19 protein-coding genes are annotated in these 16,220 nt (G+C 45.7%); 6 read left to right on the top strand and 13 right to left on the bottom strand.

The genetic code is table 11. The annotated features are described in order from the left end of the window. Positions 1-24: 24 nt before the first annotated feature. From QUA03_RS03160 to fraC, 4 genes are all read right to left on the bottom strand, one after another. A complete protein-coding gene (locus tag QUA03_RS03160) occupies positions 25-846 on the bottom strand; it encodes a Uma2 family endonuclease (RefSeq protein WP_333209586.1) in 822 nt (273 codons plus the stop codon). A gap of 161 nt (positions 847-1,007) precedes the next feature. After that, a complete protein-coding gene (locus QUA03_RS03155; protein ID WP_333209584.1) occupies positions 1,008-1,781 on the bottom strand; it encodes an ABC transporter permease in 774 nt (257 codons plus the stop codon). Positions 1,782-1,960: 179 nt separating this feature from the next. Next, positions 1,961-2,959 (bottom strand): DUF5357 family protein, encoded by a 999-nt coding sequence (locus QUA03_RS03150; protein WP_333209582.1) that lies wholly within the window; start codon positions 2,957-2,959, stop codon positions 1,961-1,963. 5 nt (positions 2,960-2,964) lie between these two features. Next, positions 2,965-3,483 carry a filament integrity protein FraC gene (gene fraC, locus QUA03_RS03145; protein ID WP_333142471.1) on the bottom strand — a complete coding sequence of 173 codons (519 nt, stop codon included), beginning with the start codon at positions 3,481-3,483 and terminating at the stop codon, positions 2,965-2,967. Positions 3,484-3,710: 227 nt separating this feature from the next. On the opposite strand from fraC, the gene QUA03_RS03140 reads away from it, so the two are divergent. The 5 genes from QUA03_RS03140 to QUA03_RS03120 all read left to right on the top strand — a co-directional run bounded on the left by QUA03_RS03140 (position 3,711) and on the right by QUA03_RS03120 (position 8,210). Continuing rightward, the gene (locus QUA03_RS03140; protein ID WP_333209580.1) at positions 3,711-4,844 is read left to right on the top strand and encodes a cob(I)yrinic acid a,c-diamide adenosyltransferase; all 1,134 of its coding nucleotides are present in this window, start codon (positions 3,711-3,713) and stop codon (positions 4,842-4,844) included. A gap of 279 nt (positions 4,845-5,123) precedes the next feature. Then, positions 5,124-5,300, top strand: a complete 177-nt coding sequence (locus tag QUA03_RS03135; RefSeq protein ID WP_333060313.1) for a hypothetical protein — start codon at positions 5,124-5,126, stop codon at positions 5,298-5,300. Between the two features lie 6 nt (positions 5,301-5,306). After that, complete coding sequence (locus QUA03_RS03130; RefSeq protein WP_333209579.1) at positions 5,307-7,289, top strand: calcium-binding protein; 1,983 nt, start codon at positions 5,307-5,309, stop codon at positions 7,287-7,289. Between the two features lie 413 nt (positions 7,290-7,702). Next, complete coding sequence (locus tag QUA03_RS03125) at positions 7,703-7,843, top strand: DUF6883 domain-containing protein (protein ID WP_333209619.1); 141 nt, start codon at positions 7,703-7,705, stop codon at positions 7,841-7,843. Positions 7,844-8,030: 187 nt separating this feature from the next. After that, complete coding sequence (locus QUA03_RS03120) at positions 8,031-8,210, top strand: DUF4926 domain-containing protein (protein ID WP_333209617.1); 180 nt, start codon at positions 8,031-8,033, stop codon at positions 8,208-8,210. Positions 8,211-8,343: 133 nt separating this feature from the next. Here the strand turns inward: QUA03_RS03120 and QUA03_RS03115 are convergent, their stop codons facing one another. The 4 genes from QUA03_RS03115 to petN all read right to left on the bottom strand — a co-directional run bounded on the left by QUA03_RS03115 (position 8,344) and on the right by petN (position 9,709). Further along, positions 8,344-8,532, bottom strand: a complete 189-nt coding sequence (locus QUA03_RS03115; protein WP_333048102.1) for a CsbD family protein — start codon at positions 8,530-8,532, stop codon at positions 8,344-8,346. Positions 8,533-8,623: 91 nt separating this feature from the next. After that, a complete protein-coding gene (locus tag QUA03_RS03110; RefSeq protein WP_333209577.1) occupies positions 8,624-8,860 on the bottom strand; it encodes a DUF167 domain-containing protein in 237 nt (78 codons plus the stop codon). Positions 8,861-8,934: 74 nt separating this feature from the next. After that, entirely contained in the window at positions 8,935-9,528 is a 594-nt protein-coding gene (locus QUA03_RS03105; protein ID WP_333209575.1) for a DJ-1/PfpI family protein, read from the bottom strand. Between the two features lie 91 nt (positions 9,529-9,619). After that, the gene (petN, locus tag QUA03_RS03100; RefSeq protein WP_071883976.1) at positions 9,620-9,709 is read right to left on the bottom strand and encodes a cytochrome b6-f complex subunit PetN; all 90 of its coding nucleotides are present in this window, start codon (positions 9,707-9,709) and stop codon (positions 9,620-9,622) included. Positions 9,710-9,791: 82 nt separating this feature from the next. On the opposite strand from petN, the gene QUA03_RS03095 reads away from it, so the two are divergent. Beyond that, on the top strand, positions 9,792-10,271 hold the full coding sequence (locus QUA03_RS03095; RefSeq protein ID WP_333209573.1) for a hypothetical protein: 480 nt from the start codon (positions 9,792-9,794) through the stop codon (positions 10,269-10,271). Positions 10,272-10,372: 101 nt separating this feature from the next. On the opposite strand, the gene QUA03_RS03090 is transcribed toward QUA03_RS03095, so the two are convergent. From QUA03_RS03090 to QUA03_RS03070, 5 genes are all read right to left on the bottom strand, one after another. Continuing rightward, positions 10,373-11,050, bottom strand: coding sequence for an SDR family oxidoreductase (locus tag QUA03_RS03090; RefSeq protein WP_333209572.1), 678 nt, complete (start codon positions 11,048-11,050; stop codon positions 10,373-10,375). A gap of 174 nt (positions 11,051-11,224) precedes the next feature. Further along, positions 11,225-11,836: a class I SAM-dependent methyltransferase gene (locus QUA03_RS03085; protein ID WP_333209571.1), complete on the bottom strand. Its 612-nt coding sequence runs from the start codon at positions 11,834-11,836 to the stop codon at positions 11,225-11,227. A gap of 234 nt (positions 11,837-12,070) precedes the next feature. Then, on the bottom strand, positions 12,071-13,114 hold the full coding sequence (gene bioB, locus QUA03_RS03080) for a biotin synthase BioB (protein ID WP_333209569.1): 1,044 nt from the start codon (positions 13,112-13,114) through the stop codon (positions 12,071-12,073). A gap of 17 nt (positions 13,115-13,131) precedes the next feature. Continuing rightward, entirely contained in the window at positions 13,132-14,436 is a 1,305-nt protein-coding gene (bioA, locus tag QUA03_RS03075; RefSeq protein WP_333209567.1) for an adenosylmethionine--8-amino-7-oxononanoate transaminase, read from the bottom strand. A gap of 220 nt (positions 14,437-14,656) precedes the next feature. Then, complete coding sequence (locus tag QUA03_RS03070; RefSeq protein WP_333209565.1) at positions 14,657-16,069, bottom strand: adenylate/guanylate cyclase domain-containing protein; 1,413 nt, start codon at positions 16,067-16,069, stop codon at positions 14,657-14,659. Positions 16,070-16,220: the final 151 nt, after the last annotated feature.

The following is a 16,220-nucleotide window of genomic DNA, read 5'->3' as shown; positions in this document are numbered from 1 at the left end:
CCGACTTGCATCGGACTTCTAATGCTATTCTGGATCGATACCGAGGGCTGCCAATCGAGCCAAAAGTTCTTGATTTCGCTGTCTTTCCTGTTCCAGCAGCGTCTCGGCTAACTCTTTGTCTTGCTGTTGGCGATCGGCTCGCTGGCGTTCATTTTCTGCCCGCAGGCGTTCATCTTCTGCCCGCAGGCGTTCATTTTCTGCCCTTTCTTCCGGCCACAAAAGCAGTTCTCCGCCCTCCGTCCACCAGCGCAGCCAATATCCCGTTCTACCTTCGCGAGTTCCCTGCCACACTCCCAGAAATAGATTTAATCCAGGTATTAAATAACGGCCGTTTTTATCAGGATTTTGATTGTCATAACGCTCGGATTCAAGCGCATAAACTTCTATTCTGCCTGTATGCGGTCGAAAAATGACATAGCGAGGAACTTTGATTACTTGTTCGTAAAAAAAACACTTACCGATTTCTTCTGTGTGTTCGACAGAGTATTCATCGCCGTAAGTAGCTGATAGAAATTCTATCACTACAAAAGGGACAGTTCCTTCGGTATGAGGGGTGTAACTACGGCGGGGATAGTTATGAGGCCAAGGTTGAACCGGCTGCACGTACATCCAGTCTGGGGCTTTGCAAATAGTGCGATCGTCCACAGCAGCGCACAAAGCAAAATTAGAAACTATTAGTGCGTCTTGCATTAGTTCCGGGGAATCCACTACAGACTGGCGCAAACCGTTAGCTAGCAAGGGATGGTCTATATCGTCTACAGGGTCGTCTGGTAGGATGAAATCATCGGGTAGCAGTGGCCAAGTAATCTTTAACTGCGATATCGGTTTGTGAATTATAGTAGTCATAAGTCACCTCATTTTACCAATAAAAGTTTGAGTTTTAGTCAAGATTGGCGATCGATAACCTTCTCTATATCTTAGCGCTCTAAGTCGATAATAAAATTGTTTGTAGTGAGGATTTTAGTCTTCACTACAAACCATTACCCTAAAGGTGCGGAATGCGCGCTTTAAAATTCCCGGCGGGAAAATATGGCGATCGCAATTGACAGCAGCAGCACCACATACAGCAAACCGTAGCCAGCATCTGTAATCAAACCTGCCAAGTAAGGAACTTGTCCGTAAACAGCATCGTTTCTCAAATTGAATCTGGCTAAATCCGGCAAAACCAGATAAAGTCCCATCATCAATTGTTCAAGACCAGGATTTTTAGTTAACTTGCCCAAAGCCACTAAATCCCGCGTCGAATGTCCCATTAAATAAACGCCAAATGTCAGTAAAGTTGCCAACAGCGAACTGCTAAAAACCCCAAATAAAATCCCGACACCAGCCATCAGACACAGCTCAAACCAGATAAATAGCGAAGCGATTAAAATGCTTTCCAAAGGGAAAGGAATGCGGCTCAAACTCAGAATAGCCAGATAGATAACAGTCATTGCTGCTACAAGCACAGCCAGCACCGCCGACAGTCCTAAGTGCTTGCCCACAATTAACTCAGCCCGACTTATCGGCTTAGCAACTAACAGATAAACAGTGCGCTTTTCAATTTCTTTGTTGACCAATCCGGTAGCCACAAACACTGTGGCAATTAAACCGAGAATGCTCATAGCCGCTAAACCGATATCTAAAATAATTTTCTTTTCGGTTGTCGCCGCCAATTCCGGTATCAACCGTACCGAAGCGCCCATCAACAGAGCAAAAATAATAATTAAGTAAAGGATGCGATCGCGAATTACTTCCCAAAATACATTGGTCGCGACTGTCAAGATTCTTCTCAAATTCATCTAGTTATTAACCCACTGGAGACTTTCGCCATACTTTAGTGTAAGGAAGAGGGAAGAGGGAAGAGGGAAGAGGAAAGAAAGAGGATTTTTTTCATCTCAGACTCTCAGAATCTCCCTCCCACTCTTAGACTCTCCTACTCTCCCGCTATACCGATCGCAATTAGTTAACAGAGACCGAATCAAACTTGACTGTCCCCCGCCGTCCCATCTTTTTTCTGTCCGGGTTGAGAGCGTTTGATCGCATCACAGGTTACAGTCGCCCTATTGCCTATATTGAACACCTCGCAAGATTTGGTAAACGAATATATTTCCGGTCTAAAAACCAGCCCCAGCCAAGTTGCCTGCATCTCTAACTGATAGCGGGAATCTCCTTGGACGATCGAGGTTTTGACATCCCACCTCGCATCTTCTGCGACTACCCCAGTTGTTTTTAAGGCTTGATTCCGCAGAAAAAATCGCTCGTTGTCAATATCTATTAACATTTGCTCTACTTGCGCCCACGGTTTTGTGCGGGCTTCATTTCGCAGGTATCGCTCCATTTCATTGAGGATGACAACTCCTCGGGAGCGATTAATAGTTGGCTGTTGAAATGTCACCACATAATCGCTTTGCCTTAAATCCTGAGATAAAACACTCGGATACTGTTCTATCCAACCTTGAATTAAAAAGTGAAATGCAAACCAACAGGAAAAGAGCAGGTGAACTAGAGTGATCATCAAAAAATGAGGGCGCACCAACGACCTGATACCTTCCCGTTTCGACTCGCTATTCCAAATCTCTATTGTCGCCAGAACTACTACTGCTATAAGTGGGCCAGCTATCCATGCTATTTCCTTCCTATCCGACGGCAATCTTACCAGCAACCACAACCCAATTAAAATGCTTGTCACCCACGGACTCAGACTTACTCCTTTAATCACAAAAGGTTGCTGGCTGGTCAGCAAACCCATTGAAAGTGTAAAAAATAACCAGCTCATATCAAAAAGCAGAGTTCTCGTCCGCCAGTCAGTGACTGCCGCCACTGTCAGCAAAGCTAAAAAGATGCTGAGTAGTAAAGGAGTCTTCCAGTGGACAACTTTAGGCGGAATCATCGCCTTTTGGATTTTTTTATTGGTTTCCCAAAGGTTGTTCGTCAGCTTAGTGAGTTGCTGAGTGACATCTAAAAATTGCTTCATCATAAATTTCAATAGACGCTTTGCAAAAACAACACGGTTAAAATAACGATATTGCTAACAGTGTGGGCGATTAAAATCCCCCCAAACTGGGTAGTTACTTGAAAAGTTTTTTTTGGAGGACGGCGGGTGAGGGTTGGTGGTCCTAAAAACTGAGGTTTGGAAGCTTTTTTATTGCCGGAAACCATGTTTTCTATGAATTCTAATCCCTGCCATTTAGCTAGAAATGTGACTGCCAATACTGAGAGTGCTATCATAGTTATTGGAGCGTAAACATTATCCCCACGTCCTAATAAAATATAACCGATAAGCTGTTCCCGCAATTCTTTGCTAAGAACGCTTTCAATGCCGAAGAAAACTAACCAGCCTACGCAAGTGCAAGATAGATTGAGGATGGCTGTATATTCAATGCTGGTTTTGGGGCCGAGTTTAAGTAGTTTTTGCAAAAACCACGATTCGATCGCGATCGCCAAAAACATAATTAAAATTTGCACCAAAACAGTCCGAAATGGGAAAACACTCGCAATCATAAGCCTTTAGGTATATCAGTCCGTGTTAAATTTTAATTGTACAGCACAAGCGGAAGAATCTTAACCGGAGGTTTGAGCACCTGATTCCGTTAGATCGCTGCTTAAAAGATTGGGGGTTAGAAGTTATCGTATAATCTGTTGAGATCCGCCAAAAGAATGGAAAAATTAAACATTCAAGGCGCGCGATCGAATACCCACCCCGCTACAGACTCAAACAACTGCTGATTATGGTAAGGAATGGCATTGGTATTCGGACAGCCTCATCCCGGTCGGAACGCGCCGCGGGTCAGATTCACGTCTACGACGGCGCTGGTAAAGGCAAGTCTCAGGCAGCTTTGGGAGTAGTGTTGCGGTCGATCGGGCTGGGTATCAATTCTGACTCGCCCACACGAGTCTTGTTGCTGCGCTTTCTCAAAGGCCCCGGCCGCTCCTACGACGAAGACGGAGCAATAGAAGCCTTGCAACGGGCATTTCCGCACTTGATCGACCAAGTGCGAACCGGCAGAGCCGAATATTTTGGGACCGAAGCAATCACCCGCTTCGATCGCGCCGAAGCTCAGCGAGGCTGGGATATCGCCAAAGGAGCGATCGCCAGCGAGCTCTATTCCGTCGTGGTACTAGACGAACTAAACCCCGTATTGGACTTGGGTTTGCTGCCAGTTGACGAAGTAGTCCAAACCCTCAAAAACAAACCAGAATATTTAGAAGTCATCGCCACAGGTCGAGCGGCCCCGGAAGCTTTGCTGGAGATTGCCGACTTACACTCAGAAATGAAGCCCCACTATCACCCCGCAGCGGCAGACCATCATATTTCGGGTATCGAAATATACACCGGAGCGGGGAAAGGCAAGTCTACGAGCGCTTTGGGCAAAGCTTTGCAGGCAATAGGTAGGGGTATCAGTCAAGACCAATCTCACCGGGTGTTAATCGTGCAATGGCTCAAAGGTGGCAGCGGTTATACAGAAGATGCGGCGATCGCAGCCTTGCGGCAAAGCTACCCGCAGCTAGTAGACCACCAGCGGTGCGGCCGAGATGCTATAGTTTGGCGGGGGCAACAGCAAGAGCTAGACTGCATAGAAGCAGAACGCGGCTGGGAAATCGCCAAATGTGCGATCGCCAGCGGCTGGTACAAAACGATTATTCTCGACGAACTCAATCCCACAGTAGACTTAGAACTGCTGCCGGTAGAGCCGATCGTCGAAGCCCTGCTACGCAAGCCGCGGGATACAGAAATTATTATCACCGGGCGCTGCCACAAACCCCACGCTTACTTTGACTTGGCAAGCGTACACTCCGAGGTATACTGTCACAAACACTACGGCGATCGGGGCGTAGAACTAAAGCGGGGCGTAGACTTTTAAAGCCCGGAGCGGTACCGAGTTCAATCCGGGCCAGAATTATTAAATGACGGCCCTGCCTGGAAAACCGGAAATTGCCACAAAGCCTTGTTACCAAGTAAAAATCTCCCAATTTTCCTTGTCTTCCCGATCACCCAGATCTGCCTTTTTTAATCTTTAATTTCCTCCCCCGGACGCGATCCCCGACCGCCAACCCAGAATGGAACATTAAGAATATGAGCCGCGTCTTATGGAGCGTGAGCACCTGAGACAGTGCACCAGGATTATTAAAGGGTGAAGACTTTGAAAATAAAAGCTTACAAGCAAAAAATCCGCGAGGGAGAAAGTCTAGACAGGGTTAACGCCAGTAGGCTAGACTTGCGGCTGGCAAACAGGTTAAACTACAGCGGAATCCAAACATTCGGTGTTCTAGGCAGTGTCTGTAGTCGCACCAGCGATGACCAACAAGTAGAGGAGTGAAGCTTTATGACAACGTTAGATGACAATTCTAATCAACTAGATTTAAACCTTCCGGGGCTAGGCCCGGATACAGTATTCGCCGGAGAGGGGGCGGATTTCATTAGAACTTCCACCCTGGGCGGCAGCTTAATATTTGGCCAAGGCGATAACGATACTCTGATTTCAGTTGGCCCGAACGATACCATATACGGCGGCGACGACGAAGATTCAATCAGATCTCAGCGGACTCCGGCTTTGCTATTTGGCGACTCCGGCAATGACACCATGATCGCTGAAGCCCGCGCTAGCCTGTACGGCGGTTTGGGAGAAGACTTGATCCAAGGTACTGTCGAAGCTAACCTCATGTTTGGTAATGAGGGCGCAGATACGATGCTGGGAGGGGCCCAGAGAGCAGATTCCCTCTACGGCGGTAAGGACAATGACTCGATCGGCTTCTTCATCGCAGGGGGTGGCAACAACCTCGGTCTTCCCCTAACCGGAGGCTTCGCTGGCAATGAAGGTAGCAACTACTTGCGGGGTGATTTGGGCGACGACTTGGTTGTAGGTATCAATGTAAGAGACAGTCTCTTTGGCGGTAAAGGCAACGACACCCTAAGAGGTGTGGCCAGCAACAGCTACCTGTCGGGCGATCTTGACGACGACATCTTATTCATTACCAACCGTACCCAGACAAGCCCGTTTGCTCAGGGCAGCGTCATTACGATCGGCATTGAGAGAACCACCTTGATTGGTGGTGGCGGCAACGATTCTCTCACCGGGGCGATCGGCGAGTTTGAAGCCGGCAGAAACTTCTTTGAGGGCGGCGACGGCAACGACACGATCACGGTTTTTGCCACGCAGGATACCGCTTTGGGAGGTGCAGGCGACGACTTCATCCAGTCATCCAGGGTATCGAATCTAACTTTGAGCGGAGGCGCCCAGAGTTCATTTCCCGGCTTCGCGGGTCGCAACTTGCTCGACGGCGGAGTAGGCAATGACACAATCGTTGCAGCTTTTGTGACGGATACAATGATCGGCGGCGAAGGCAACGACAGCCTGAGCGGTACCTTTACTAACGCAGCCGGTGGAGATGGCAACGATACTATCGATGCTACCAAGGCCAGTTTTGCTGGTACTGGTACGGCTTTGATTACTCTCGAAGGCGGACTCGGCGGCGATCTGTTAATTGGCTACACCAATCCTACTACTGGCAGCAGCTTCACCGTCACCAACCTCATGAACGGTGGCGAGGGAAGTGACACCATCATCTTTGGCAGCGCGCGCGATCGCGTGATTGGCAACGTTGCGGGTAACGACTTCATCTCCTACGCTAGCGGCGTCAGCTTTACCGGTCTTACAGCGCCAAACGTCATTACTGATAACTTAGGCAGCAACTTCATTATTGGTGGCAACGGCACTGATGTGATCACTACTGGTAGCGGGGATGACATCCTGTTCGGCGACTCATCCAATGCTATCGACTCCCTCGGAGGAGCCGGGGACGATACCTTAAATGGCGGTGGTGGGAACGACACCATGCTGGGCGGCTTTGGAAAAGACTATTTGATCGGCGGCGACGGTAACGACTCTCTCGGCGGGGGGCCTGGTGCTGACACGCTGATTGGCGGATCGGGTAATGACAGCTTCTACTACAACAACTTCGGCGAGGGCGCCGTGGGTACTGACACAGACCAAATCGGCGATTTTACGAGTGGCCAAGACAAGTTTATCTTCCAAATCAATGACTCCAACGGCTTCCCCAACTTGAGGGTACTGGATAATACGAATCGAATTTCTTCGAAGGCGTTCTTGCCACTTGAGAGTGGGCAGTACAACGGCAGTTTTGGTCCAGCCGGGGCGGGCGCGACAGAGCCGTTCGTCTTTTATGAAAATGAAACTGGACGACTAGGATATGACTCTAACGGTTTTGGTACTGCTGGCGGAGTAGTTACGCTGGCAATTCTGAATGGCAGACCGGGCATTACGGCTTCTGACATTACCCTGATTTAAGTTGGGTAAAAGTGGGTGGGGTCGATTCTGAAACATCGCCCTACCAACTCTCAAAACTAATTGTCCTATGTTTCGAGCTGGGGATATCCATCCCTGGCTTTTTTATTGGCATTGAGAATTGGGCATCGGGGATTGGGGATTGGGGATTGGGCATTGGGCATTGAAAGGAAGGGCAGATTCACCGCTCCATTTTGCCACCCATCAATAATGTTGATAAACCAGCCACCCAGCTCAAAGACGATATAATTGACATTTGAGTAAAAGTCGATTATCGTAGCAGACTAATATTCTATTTTGTCCTTCAAAAAAAGTTATTAATAGTGAAACTGCCCAATGGTCATCTAGCAGATTTAGGCAATAAAATAGAAGAATCTTCTCTAAATCTGAATCACCAAGAATGAAAAAATAAAGCTATTTTGTTTGCCCGTAAGTTAGGCATTAACCTAGAAAATGCTGAAATGCTCAAACAGGCTTTAAAAGAAGCTGCTATCAACGAAGATGTTGTTATTCAAAAAAACAATGAATACGGAACACATTATAACATGAAATTCTAGCTGAAAACCGAAGTAGGTGAGTCTCTGATTATAGCAGCTTGGAGCGTCCGCTCAGGTGAAACTTTCCCCAGATTAACAACTTGTTATCCCGTCCAAAAGTGATGTAAAAACAATGAAAACAATTAAAGACCTAGATATTGTTGCTTTAACTGAAGATTTAGAAGCAACCCATTTTGAAACAAAATAAATCATTAAATTATATAAAGGACAAGTAGGAACAGTTGTGATGGAATTTGATGGCAGTGCTTTTGAGGTAGAATTTTCTCATCAAGATGGCACCACTTATGCAATGGAAACAATTCCCGCCACCAAATTAATGCTTTTGCACTATGAATTACTGGAATCTATAAAGGCGGTTCGCAGGTGAATTTTGCCACCAATAATGTTGATAAACCCACCCCAAGATATTGGTACAAATAATTTAGGCTCATTATAAAAAATCCCGCAAACTATATGTTTGCGGGATTGAGTAGGCAGGAAAATTGTAGCGAATACTGTTACTAAGCTCGGTCTACAATCTCTTTTGCTTTATCTTTGAGGTCTTCTTTCAGGTGAATTGCTGATGCTTGATCCTGCTTGGCTTGACCTTCTAATTTATCTTTCTGATTGCCTGTAACTTCGCTAACAGCTTCTTGGATTTTGCCTTCAATATTTTTCGCTGTTGCTTCGACTCTATTTTCAATGCTCATAATTTTTTATTCTAACTCTACAACTATTAATATATACTTTTAAAGTTGAGTCTATATCCCTCTTTAGATAGATTTGTTATTACCGTTATTTCTATGTTAAAGGTTCGATCGCAACTTCGACAAGTTTATTTTTTGAGGAAAGACCTGATTTAATGCCGATCGCAGATTTCGGCACTTTAAACTTTTTTGCCAACAGCATGATTAATTCTTGGTTTGCTTTACCATCGACTGGCGGCGACTTGAGATGTATTGTGAGGCTGCCGTCGGGTTGCTCTTCGATGCTTTGCTGTTTGGAATTCGGTTTAACTTTGACTGTGAAAATTTTCATCTGACTAATAACTAATAACTGATGACTAATGACTAATAACTTATGACTAATGACTAATGACTAATGACTAATAACTAATGACTATCTGAATGTTCGATCTTCGTTCCCAAAACTTTCAGGAATTCAGCTAGCCAGTTAGGATGTGCTGGCCACGCGGGGGCGGTGACTAAATTGCCATCGACTACGGCTTCGGTAACGGGAACTTCTGTATATTTGCCACCTGCCCGGAGTACGTCGGGGCTGCAAGCGGGATATGCGGTGCACCGTTTGCCTTCGAGTACGCCTGCTGCAGTTAGAACCTGTAAGCCGTGACAAATAGATGCGATCGGCTTTTTGCTGTTGGCAAAGTAGCGGGTAATTTGCAGCACTTGTTCGTTGAGGCGGATGTATTCTGGGGCGCGTCCTCCGGGGATAATCAAAGCGTCGTAGTCGGCCGGGTTGATTTCGTCAAAAGTCGCGTTTAAAGTGAAGTTGTGACCGGGTTTTTCGCTGTAGGTTTGATCGCCTTCAAAGTCGTGAATTGCGGTGCGAATTGTTTGGCCTGCTGCTTTGTCCGGGCAGACGGCGTGGACGGTGTGACCTACCATTTGCAGTGCTTGGAAAGGAACCATTACTTCGTAGTCTTCTACAAAGTCGCCGACTAGCATTAAGATTTTTTTTGCTGTCATGTTTACAACTCCTGTTATTTTGATTTGGTTAAATAGGATTTAAAAAAATGCGGGGCCGTTAAAAAGCCTGCCCCGCAAGCTATTTTGGAATCTAGAAACCGTTGCGTCCCCAAATGACCATTGAAATTGAGAAGGAGAACAGAACTAGCACCGAAACCCAACCGAGTGACAAAATATCCATAGCTATTTATTGAACAAACTGTACAAAGTGACTCCAAACCTTATGATAGGTCAATTTGAGCCATTTTTGAAATGAGGGCGCTGTGAAGGATTCGTCAAATTTTAGTGCGGCTGAACGGGTAGAATCTTTGAAGGCAGGGAGTGTTGCTGCTTTGTCTTGTTTGCTGGCTTTTGGGGCGATCGCCCTTGGTAATAGCTTAATTCTAGCGGATAGGTTGGATTCTCTGGCGAGTTTGCAGGTAAGGGAAATTGACCTAAATTTTGCCTTGAGAGGGACGATCGCACTTTTGGGCGGTTTTTTGTTCGGCGTGACTTACCGCTACGCTATCCGCCGAGATGTTAACCCGCAGCTTAAATCTGGTGCGGTGTTGGCTTTTGGGTTGGTGCGGGCTTTTGGACAGTTGGATGCTGGATTGTGTTTTGAATCCGGGAAGATGCCCGCCCTACAAGAGTTATTGCCGTTTGCGGTTCGCGGTGTCGAGAGTGTGGTATTGTTTGCGATCGCGGGTTTGGTTTTGGATTGGGCGATCGGGCGATCGTGGATTAAGCCTTTCGATTCTTAAGTCTGGGCGGGTTTTGTACAAAAATCTGCAAAGGGCGGAAGTTTTGTATTGTTCGCTTAAACCGCCCCTACAGGTTTTTGTGTTTTTTGAGGTTTGGATATTTAACTAAAAGTTAATACGTCAAATTCTGGATTGCCGTAAAGCATTTGCCTGTCTACCGCCGACAAAACTTTATTGTTAGCAGCATCAGAAACTAAACACTGACAAACTAGCTGCGCTACATCCGCCCGGTGAATAGTTCCAGCAACTAGACAATCTTCTGTTAAAATACCGTTGCCTGTTGCAGGTTCCGATTTGAGTCCGCCCGGACGAATCACTGTATAAATCATCCCGCTTGCTATCAAATGATTTTCGGCTTTTTCCTTTTCAATTAAGACCGGGCCCAAAGTTTCCAAAACCTGCGGTTGCAAAGCAGCGGCACTTTTACCGCTACCGATGGATGAAACTAAAATAAATTTTTGCACGCCTGCTTTGACAGCCGCATCAATCAAGTTTTTGTTGCCCAAATAATCTGCTCTTTCTCCATCTTTGGGCAAGCCGCCAATTGTGCTGATTACGGCGTGAATTGGCTCACCGCCAGCCATCGCAGCTTCCATAGCTGCTGCATCCAAAGCATCGCCAGTCAAGACTTTGATGCCCATTGCTTCTAATTCGGTGCTGGTTGCGGGCGATCGCAAAAGTGCAGTTACTTGCATCTTTTGTGCTGTCAGACATTTCGCGATTTCTAAGCCGACTCCTCGACTAGCACCCGCTAAAAAAATGTGGGATTTATCTGTCATATTAATTGGGATTTAATTGGTGCAGAAAGTGGTTTATTTGACTGGATATAATTATACAACAATCTTCTGTCTATTGGTGAATGAGTTTTTTTATTTAACCGCAGAGGGCGCAGAGGCCGCAGAGGAATAGAGGGGAATGATTGGCAATTACCGATTGCCTATTTTCCATTTACGTTAGAGTTTTTTGCCCACCATTACTACCCAAGATTGAGCTTCGCGGGGTAAGCCGGGGGGGCGATAGTAGTGATTGACAATTGCAAATCCTGTTTCTTCTAAACAAGGCGCTAAAGTATGATATTCCCATCCCGCAGTATAGCGTTTTCCCGTTGGTCTCTCGTCGTATCCTTCCCAATTTCCTCGGCACATTGACATGACAATTGCACCGTTAACAACTAAGGCTTTGTGCAAATCTTGCAGCACTTTCACCATCTCGTCTCTGGGAACGTGAATCAGGGAAGCATTGGCAAAAATACCGTCAAATTCTGCTTTTGGCAAGTCGAGATTCAGAAAAGATTGTTGCCAAATTTCGCATCCTGACAACTCTTTTGCTATTTCTACAAAAGCCGGAGTTGCATCTAAGCCTACAACTGTGTGTCCTTGGCTCTTGAACGCTACTAAATCTCGTCCCGGCCCGCATCCTATATCGAGAATTTTACCGGGATTGCGGGGCATAGCAGCGGTCAGTGCGGATCGATTTTGGGATACGTCATGATGCCAAGTTCCTTCTCGAAAAGATTCGGCAGTTAGCTGGTATTCTGCGATCGTAATTTCTTCGCGTTTGTCCACAATTTTCCTCTCTTGTATTATTTTAGATTTTAGATTTTAGATTTTAGATTGAAGAATGTCAACCGTAGAATAAGGGTTTCGGGCTACAATCTAAGAACTTACCGTTTACACATTTGCTACCTCAGAAACCAGGTTTTTCTTTCCCATTCGTAAACGTGAAATATAGATACTGGGTAGGGACACGGCAGTGCCGTGTCTTCCTCTATTTCATCCGATTGAAAACTGCTATAAGAGTTACACAACCAGGGATTTTTGTTCGGATTTGGTAACTGCTGAATCAACTTCTAAGAGAGAACCTTCGGGGGATTCGATCGCAAATCCCGCATCTCGAATCATTTCCCAATCTTGATGGGCAGCTTGTCCGGGAGTTGTCAGATAATCACCAACAAAGATAGAATTAGCGGGGTAGAGTCCGAGAGGTTGCAGCGATCGCAAATGCACTTCCCGTCCCCCAGCAATCCGAATTTCTTGGCTAGGAAGCAAAAATCGGAACAAACAGAGAATTCGCAAACATTGGCGGGGAGTTAACCTGTTCACATCTGCAAATGGTGTGCCGGGAATCGGAATGAAAAAGTTAACCGGCACGCTAGTAACGCCCAACTTGCGAAGCGAAAGCGCTAAATCGATCGCATCATCATCCGATTCGCCCATCCCCAAAATTCCGCCGGAACAAGTTGTGATCCCCGCTGCTTTTACGTGTTCGACGGTTTCCACCCGATCGCCAAAAGTGTGAGTCGTGCAAATATCCGTGTGATATGATTCGGAAGTATTGAGATTGTGGTTTACGCGATCGACTCCAGCTTTAGCCAGCCGATGAGTTTGCTCCTCGCTCAACAATCCCAAACAAGCGCAAATTTTTAGGTTATAATTTGCCTTCACAGTCTCGACAGCATCCAAAACGCGATCGAAAGTAGAAGCGTTAGGTTGACGCCCCGAAATCACCAAACAAAACGTACCAGCTTTTAAATCTGCTGCACGTTTGGCGGCATCCAGAATTTTCTCCTTAGCTAAAAGCGGATATTTCTCAATTTCCGCAGTCGAAATTTTTGACTGAGAACAATAATGGCAATCTTCAGGACAAAGGCCACTTTGAGCGTTTAACAAATAGTGCAGCCTGACTCGGTTTCCCCAGTAGTGGCGGCGCACCCGATAAGCTGCGTTTAGTTGTTCCAGCAAAACCTCATCCGGTGCGCGCAATACGGCTAAAGATTGCTCGCGAGAGAGACATTTGCCCGCCAGCGCGTCGTCAGCCAAATCGTTCCAATTGGGTAAATTCATTACTAAAATTAAAGGGTTTACAGAGTATCCAAAACCTGACGAATTACCCGATAAATCGATTCTAGTTCATCAGGAGAAATGCAGTAGGGAGGCATCAAGTAAAGCGTATTTCCCAAGGGGCGGAGCAAAAACCCCGCTTCGAGAAATTTGGCTTTCAATACAGGAGCGATGTCATTAAAATAACCGGAATCGCTTTCCGTTTTCACATCCATTGCTGCGATGGTGCCGCAAGTCCGAATCCGTTCGAGTTTAGGATGATTTCTCAGCCATTGATTTAGATATTTGTGGTGGAGTTTTTCCATCCCTTGATACACATTTGGGTTTTGCTCCAAAAGCTCCAAGGATGCTACACTCACCGCACAAGCTAAGGGATTTCCGGTGTAAGAATGACCGTGAAAAAAAGCTTTGTCCCATTCATCTCGCCAGAAAGCTTGATAAATATCCTCCGATGCCATTGTGACAGCAATTGGTAAACAACCACCAGACAATCCTTTAGACAAACACAGGATATCCGGTGAAGTTGCAGATTTAACCGAGGCAAACAGTTCGCCCGTCCGCCCAAAACCCGTCATTACTTCATCGTAAATCAACAATACATTAAACTGGCGGGCAAGTTGTGCGATCGCCCGCAAAAACTCAGGGCGGCACATTCGCATCCCCGCAGAACCTTGCACCAAAGGTTCGATAAAAATTCCCGCATAGCCGCCCTGCTTTAACAAAAACTCCAATTTCTCTAAACTCGCCGCCTCCTTGCTTTCCACCTCCTCATCGCCGTCAAAAGTCGCCGGAAAAGGAACAACATCACCAGCAAACATTAAAAGTGCAAAAGATTCCCACCACAGCGAACTTCTGCCAGCCGACATCGCGCCCACAGTATCGCCGTGATAACCTCCCTCAAAACTAATAAAGCTAGTGCGATTAGTTTCTCCGATATTTTGCCAATATTGAAATGCCATTTTCAGAGCAACTTCAACAGCAGTCGATCCGTTATCAGAAAAGAAAATCCGCGTTAAAGAAGCAGGCGTATGAGTTAGCAATTTATTAGCAAGTTTTTCGGCAGGTTCGTGAGTAAATCCCGCAAATATTACGTGTTCTAACTTTTGAGCTTGTTCGTAAAGAGCCTCAGCGAGAACTGGATGGCTGTGCCCGTGAACAGTCACCCACCAACTAGAAATGCAGTCGAGAATTTGCCGCCCGTCTGCTAATTCCAGCACCGATCCTTTGCCGCGAATTACCTTCAGCGGCGGGGCAGCCGTTTTCATTTGCGTGAAGGGCTGCCAAATCGGTGAAGTAGAATAATTCAGTTCCTGATCCGCCGTCATTTTTACCCATCTAACTAATATCAACTCGCATTTTAATATAGCAAAGTTAACTCACTTGGCAACTCTTTATATTCTCTTCTCTTTTCTTCTCTTCTCTTCCTTCGCGTCCTTAGCGTCTTCGCGGTTCGTTCAAAAAAAATATAGTTTGGTGGCGAGGGCGTCTGCCCTGCAACGTCAGCCACCATACCACGTATTCGCGGGCGATGGTTAAAATTGTTAGTTACAATTTTCTACCTTTGAGCAAATAAGTCGTCATAGAGCCTTTGCCTTTAACATTAATTTTACCGCGTTTTTCCAACAAATACTTATCGCACAGCAATTCATAAGTTGAGTTGCTAACTTGAATTTTACCCGGAAGTCCCTGAGATTCCATGCGGCTTGCTGTATTCACAGCATCTCCCCACAAATCGTAAATAAACTTTTTAGTGCCGATGACACCTGCTACCACAGGCCCAGTATTAATGCCAATGCGGATATTGAGAGGTTTACCGCATTCGTCGCGGAATTTCATAATTTCTTGCTGCATTTCCAGGGCCATTTCGGCAATAGATTCGGCGTGATTTGTACAGGGAAGCGGCAAACCGCCTGCCACCATATAATTGTCGCCGATAGTCTTAATTTTTTCTAAGCCGTATTGTTCGCTTAAGCGATCGAAAGATGAAAATATTTTATTAAGCAACTCGACTAATTCTTCAGGAGATGTGCGCGAAGATATTTCGGTAAAGCCCACAATATCAGCAAACAAAACCGTAACATCGGCAAATCCATCGGCAATATTTATCTGGCCTTGTTTTAGGCGATCGGCAATCATGACAGGTAATATATTTAGTAATAAACGTTCCGACTTTTCTTGTTCGGCGCGTAATACTTCCTCAGCTTGTTTCCGCTGTGCAATTTCCTTGTATACTCGGTGAAACATTTGATTGAATGCGACCATGAGTTCTCCTAACTCGTCATCGCGCTTGACAGACAGAGAGTAGAAATCAGGTTTCTCTTGATCTTTGCTCAAAGCGTCTCCAGCAGCGATCAAGTCATCGCGCAATCTCAAGAGAGGTGAAATTACTGTCACCCCTAAAAAAAACATAGTCACCGAAGTGACAAAGGCTGATATAATGATGACTAGAACCGCAATCCGCCCGATAAATGCGTAGAGTTCCGGTTGAACGGTGGAAGCATCGTGGCGAACAATTAAGATGTAATCGCCTCCCAAATGTCGCTCCGTCCAAGCAATATCGTAGCGCTTGCCATCGAAATTGTGATTGTGAACTATACGAGCTCTTTTTAGTTGCTGTAAACTGATTTCTGGGGGTTCGCCAAGTGTATATATTAGCTGACCGTTAGCTTGGTAAATAGATAGTCCTAAAACCACTTGAGAATCCTTAATAATATTTTTTACTTCTTCTTGCAAGAAAGTGCGATCGGAAATATCTTGTTGAAGCAAAAACTCTAGGGAATCAACAGTCGCGCGAGATACCTGTTCCAGTTGACTTAAAAGTTCATTTTCTCGCCGAAAATAAGAAGGAACTAAAATAATTCCCTCTATGACAAGAATGCTAGCAAATACCCACAAAGCTATTTGCCTAGACAAGCGAGATTTGAAAAATTTCAAGAATGATAAAATCCGCGATAACATAAAACTTACTATTTTGCAAATGGCTAATGATAGAACATAAGAAAATAAACCCGGTTTCTCGTAATAAATTTTTGGTTTGTCAACGAAGCAACCGCGCAGAAACCGGGTTCTCACATCCCCTCTGTAATTCCTGTAATTGTCAGCAGTCAAA

Source organism: Microcoleus sp. S36b_A4 (assembly GCF_036700645.1).
In the GTDB taxonomy this organism is placed as follows: Bacteria; Cyanobacteriota; Cyanobacteriia; order Cyanobacteriales; family Microcoleaceae; genus Microcoleus.
Note: the sequence above shows the minus strand (reverse complement) of the source record. Positions and strands in the feature narration are given on the sequence as shown.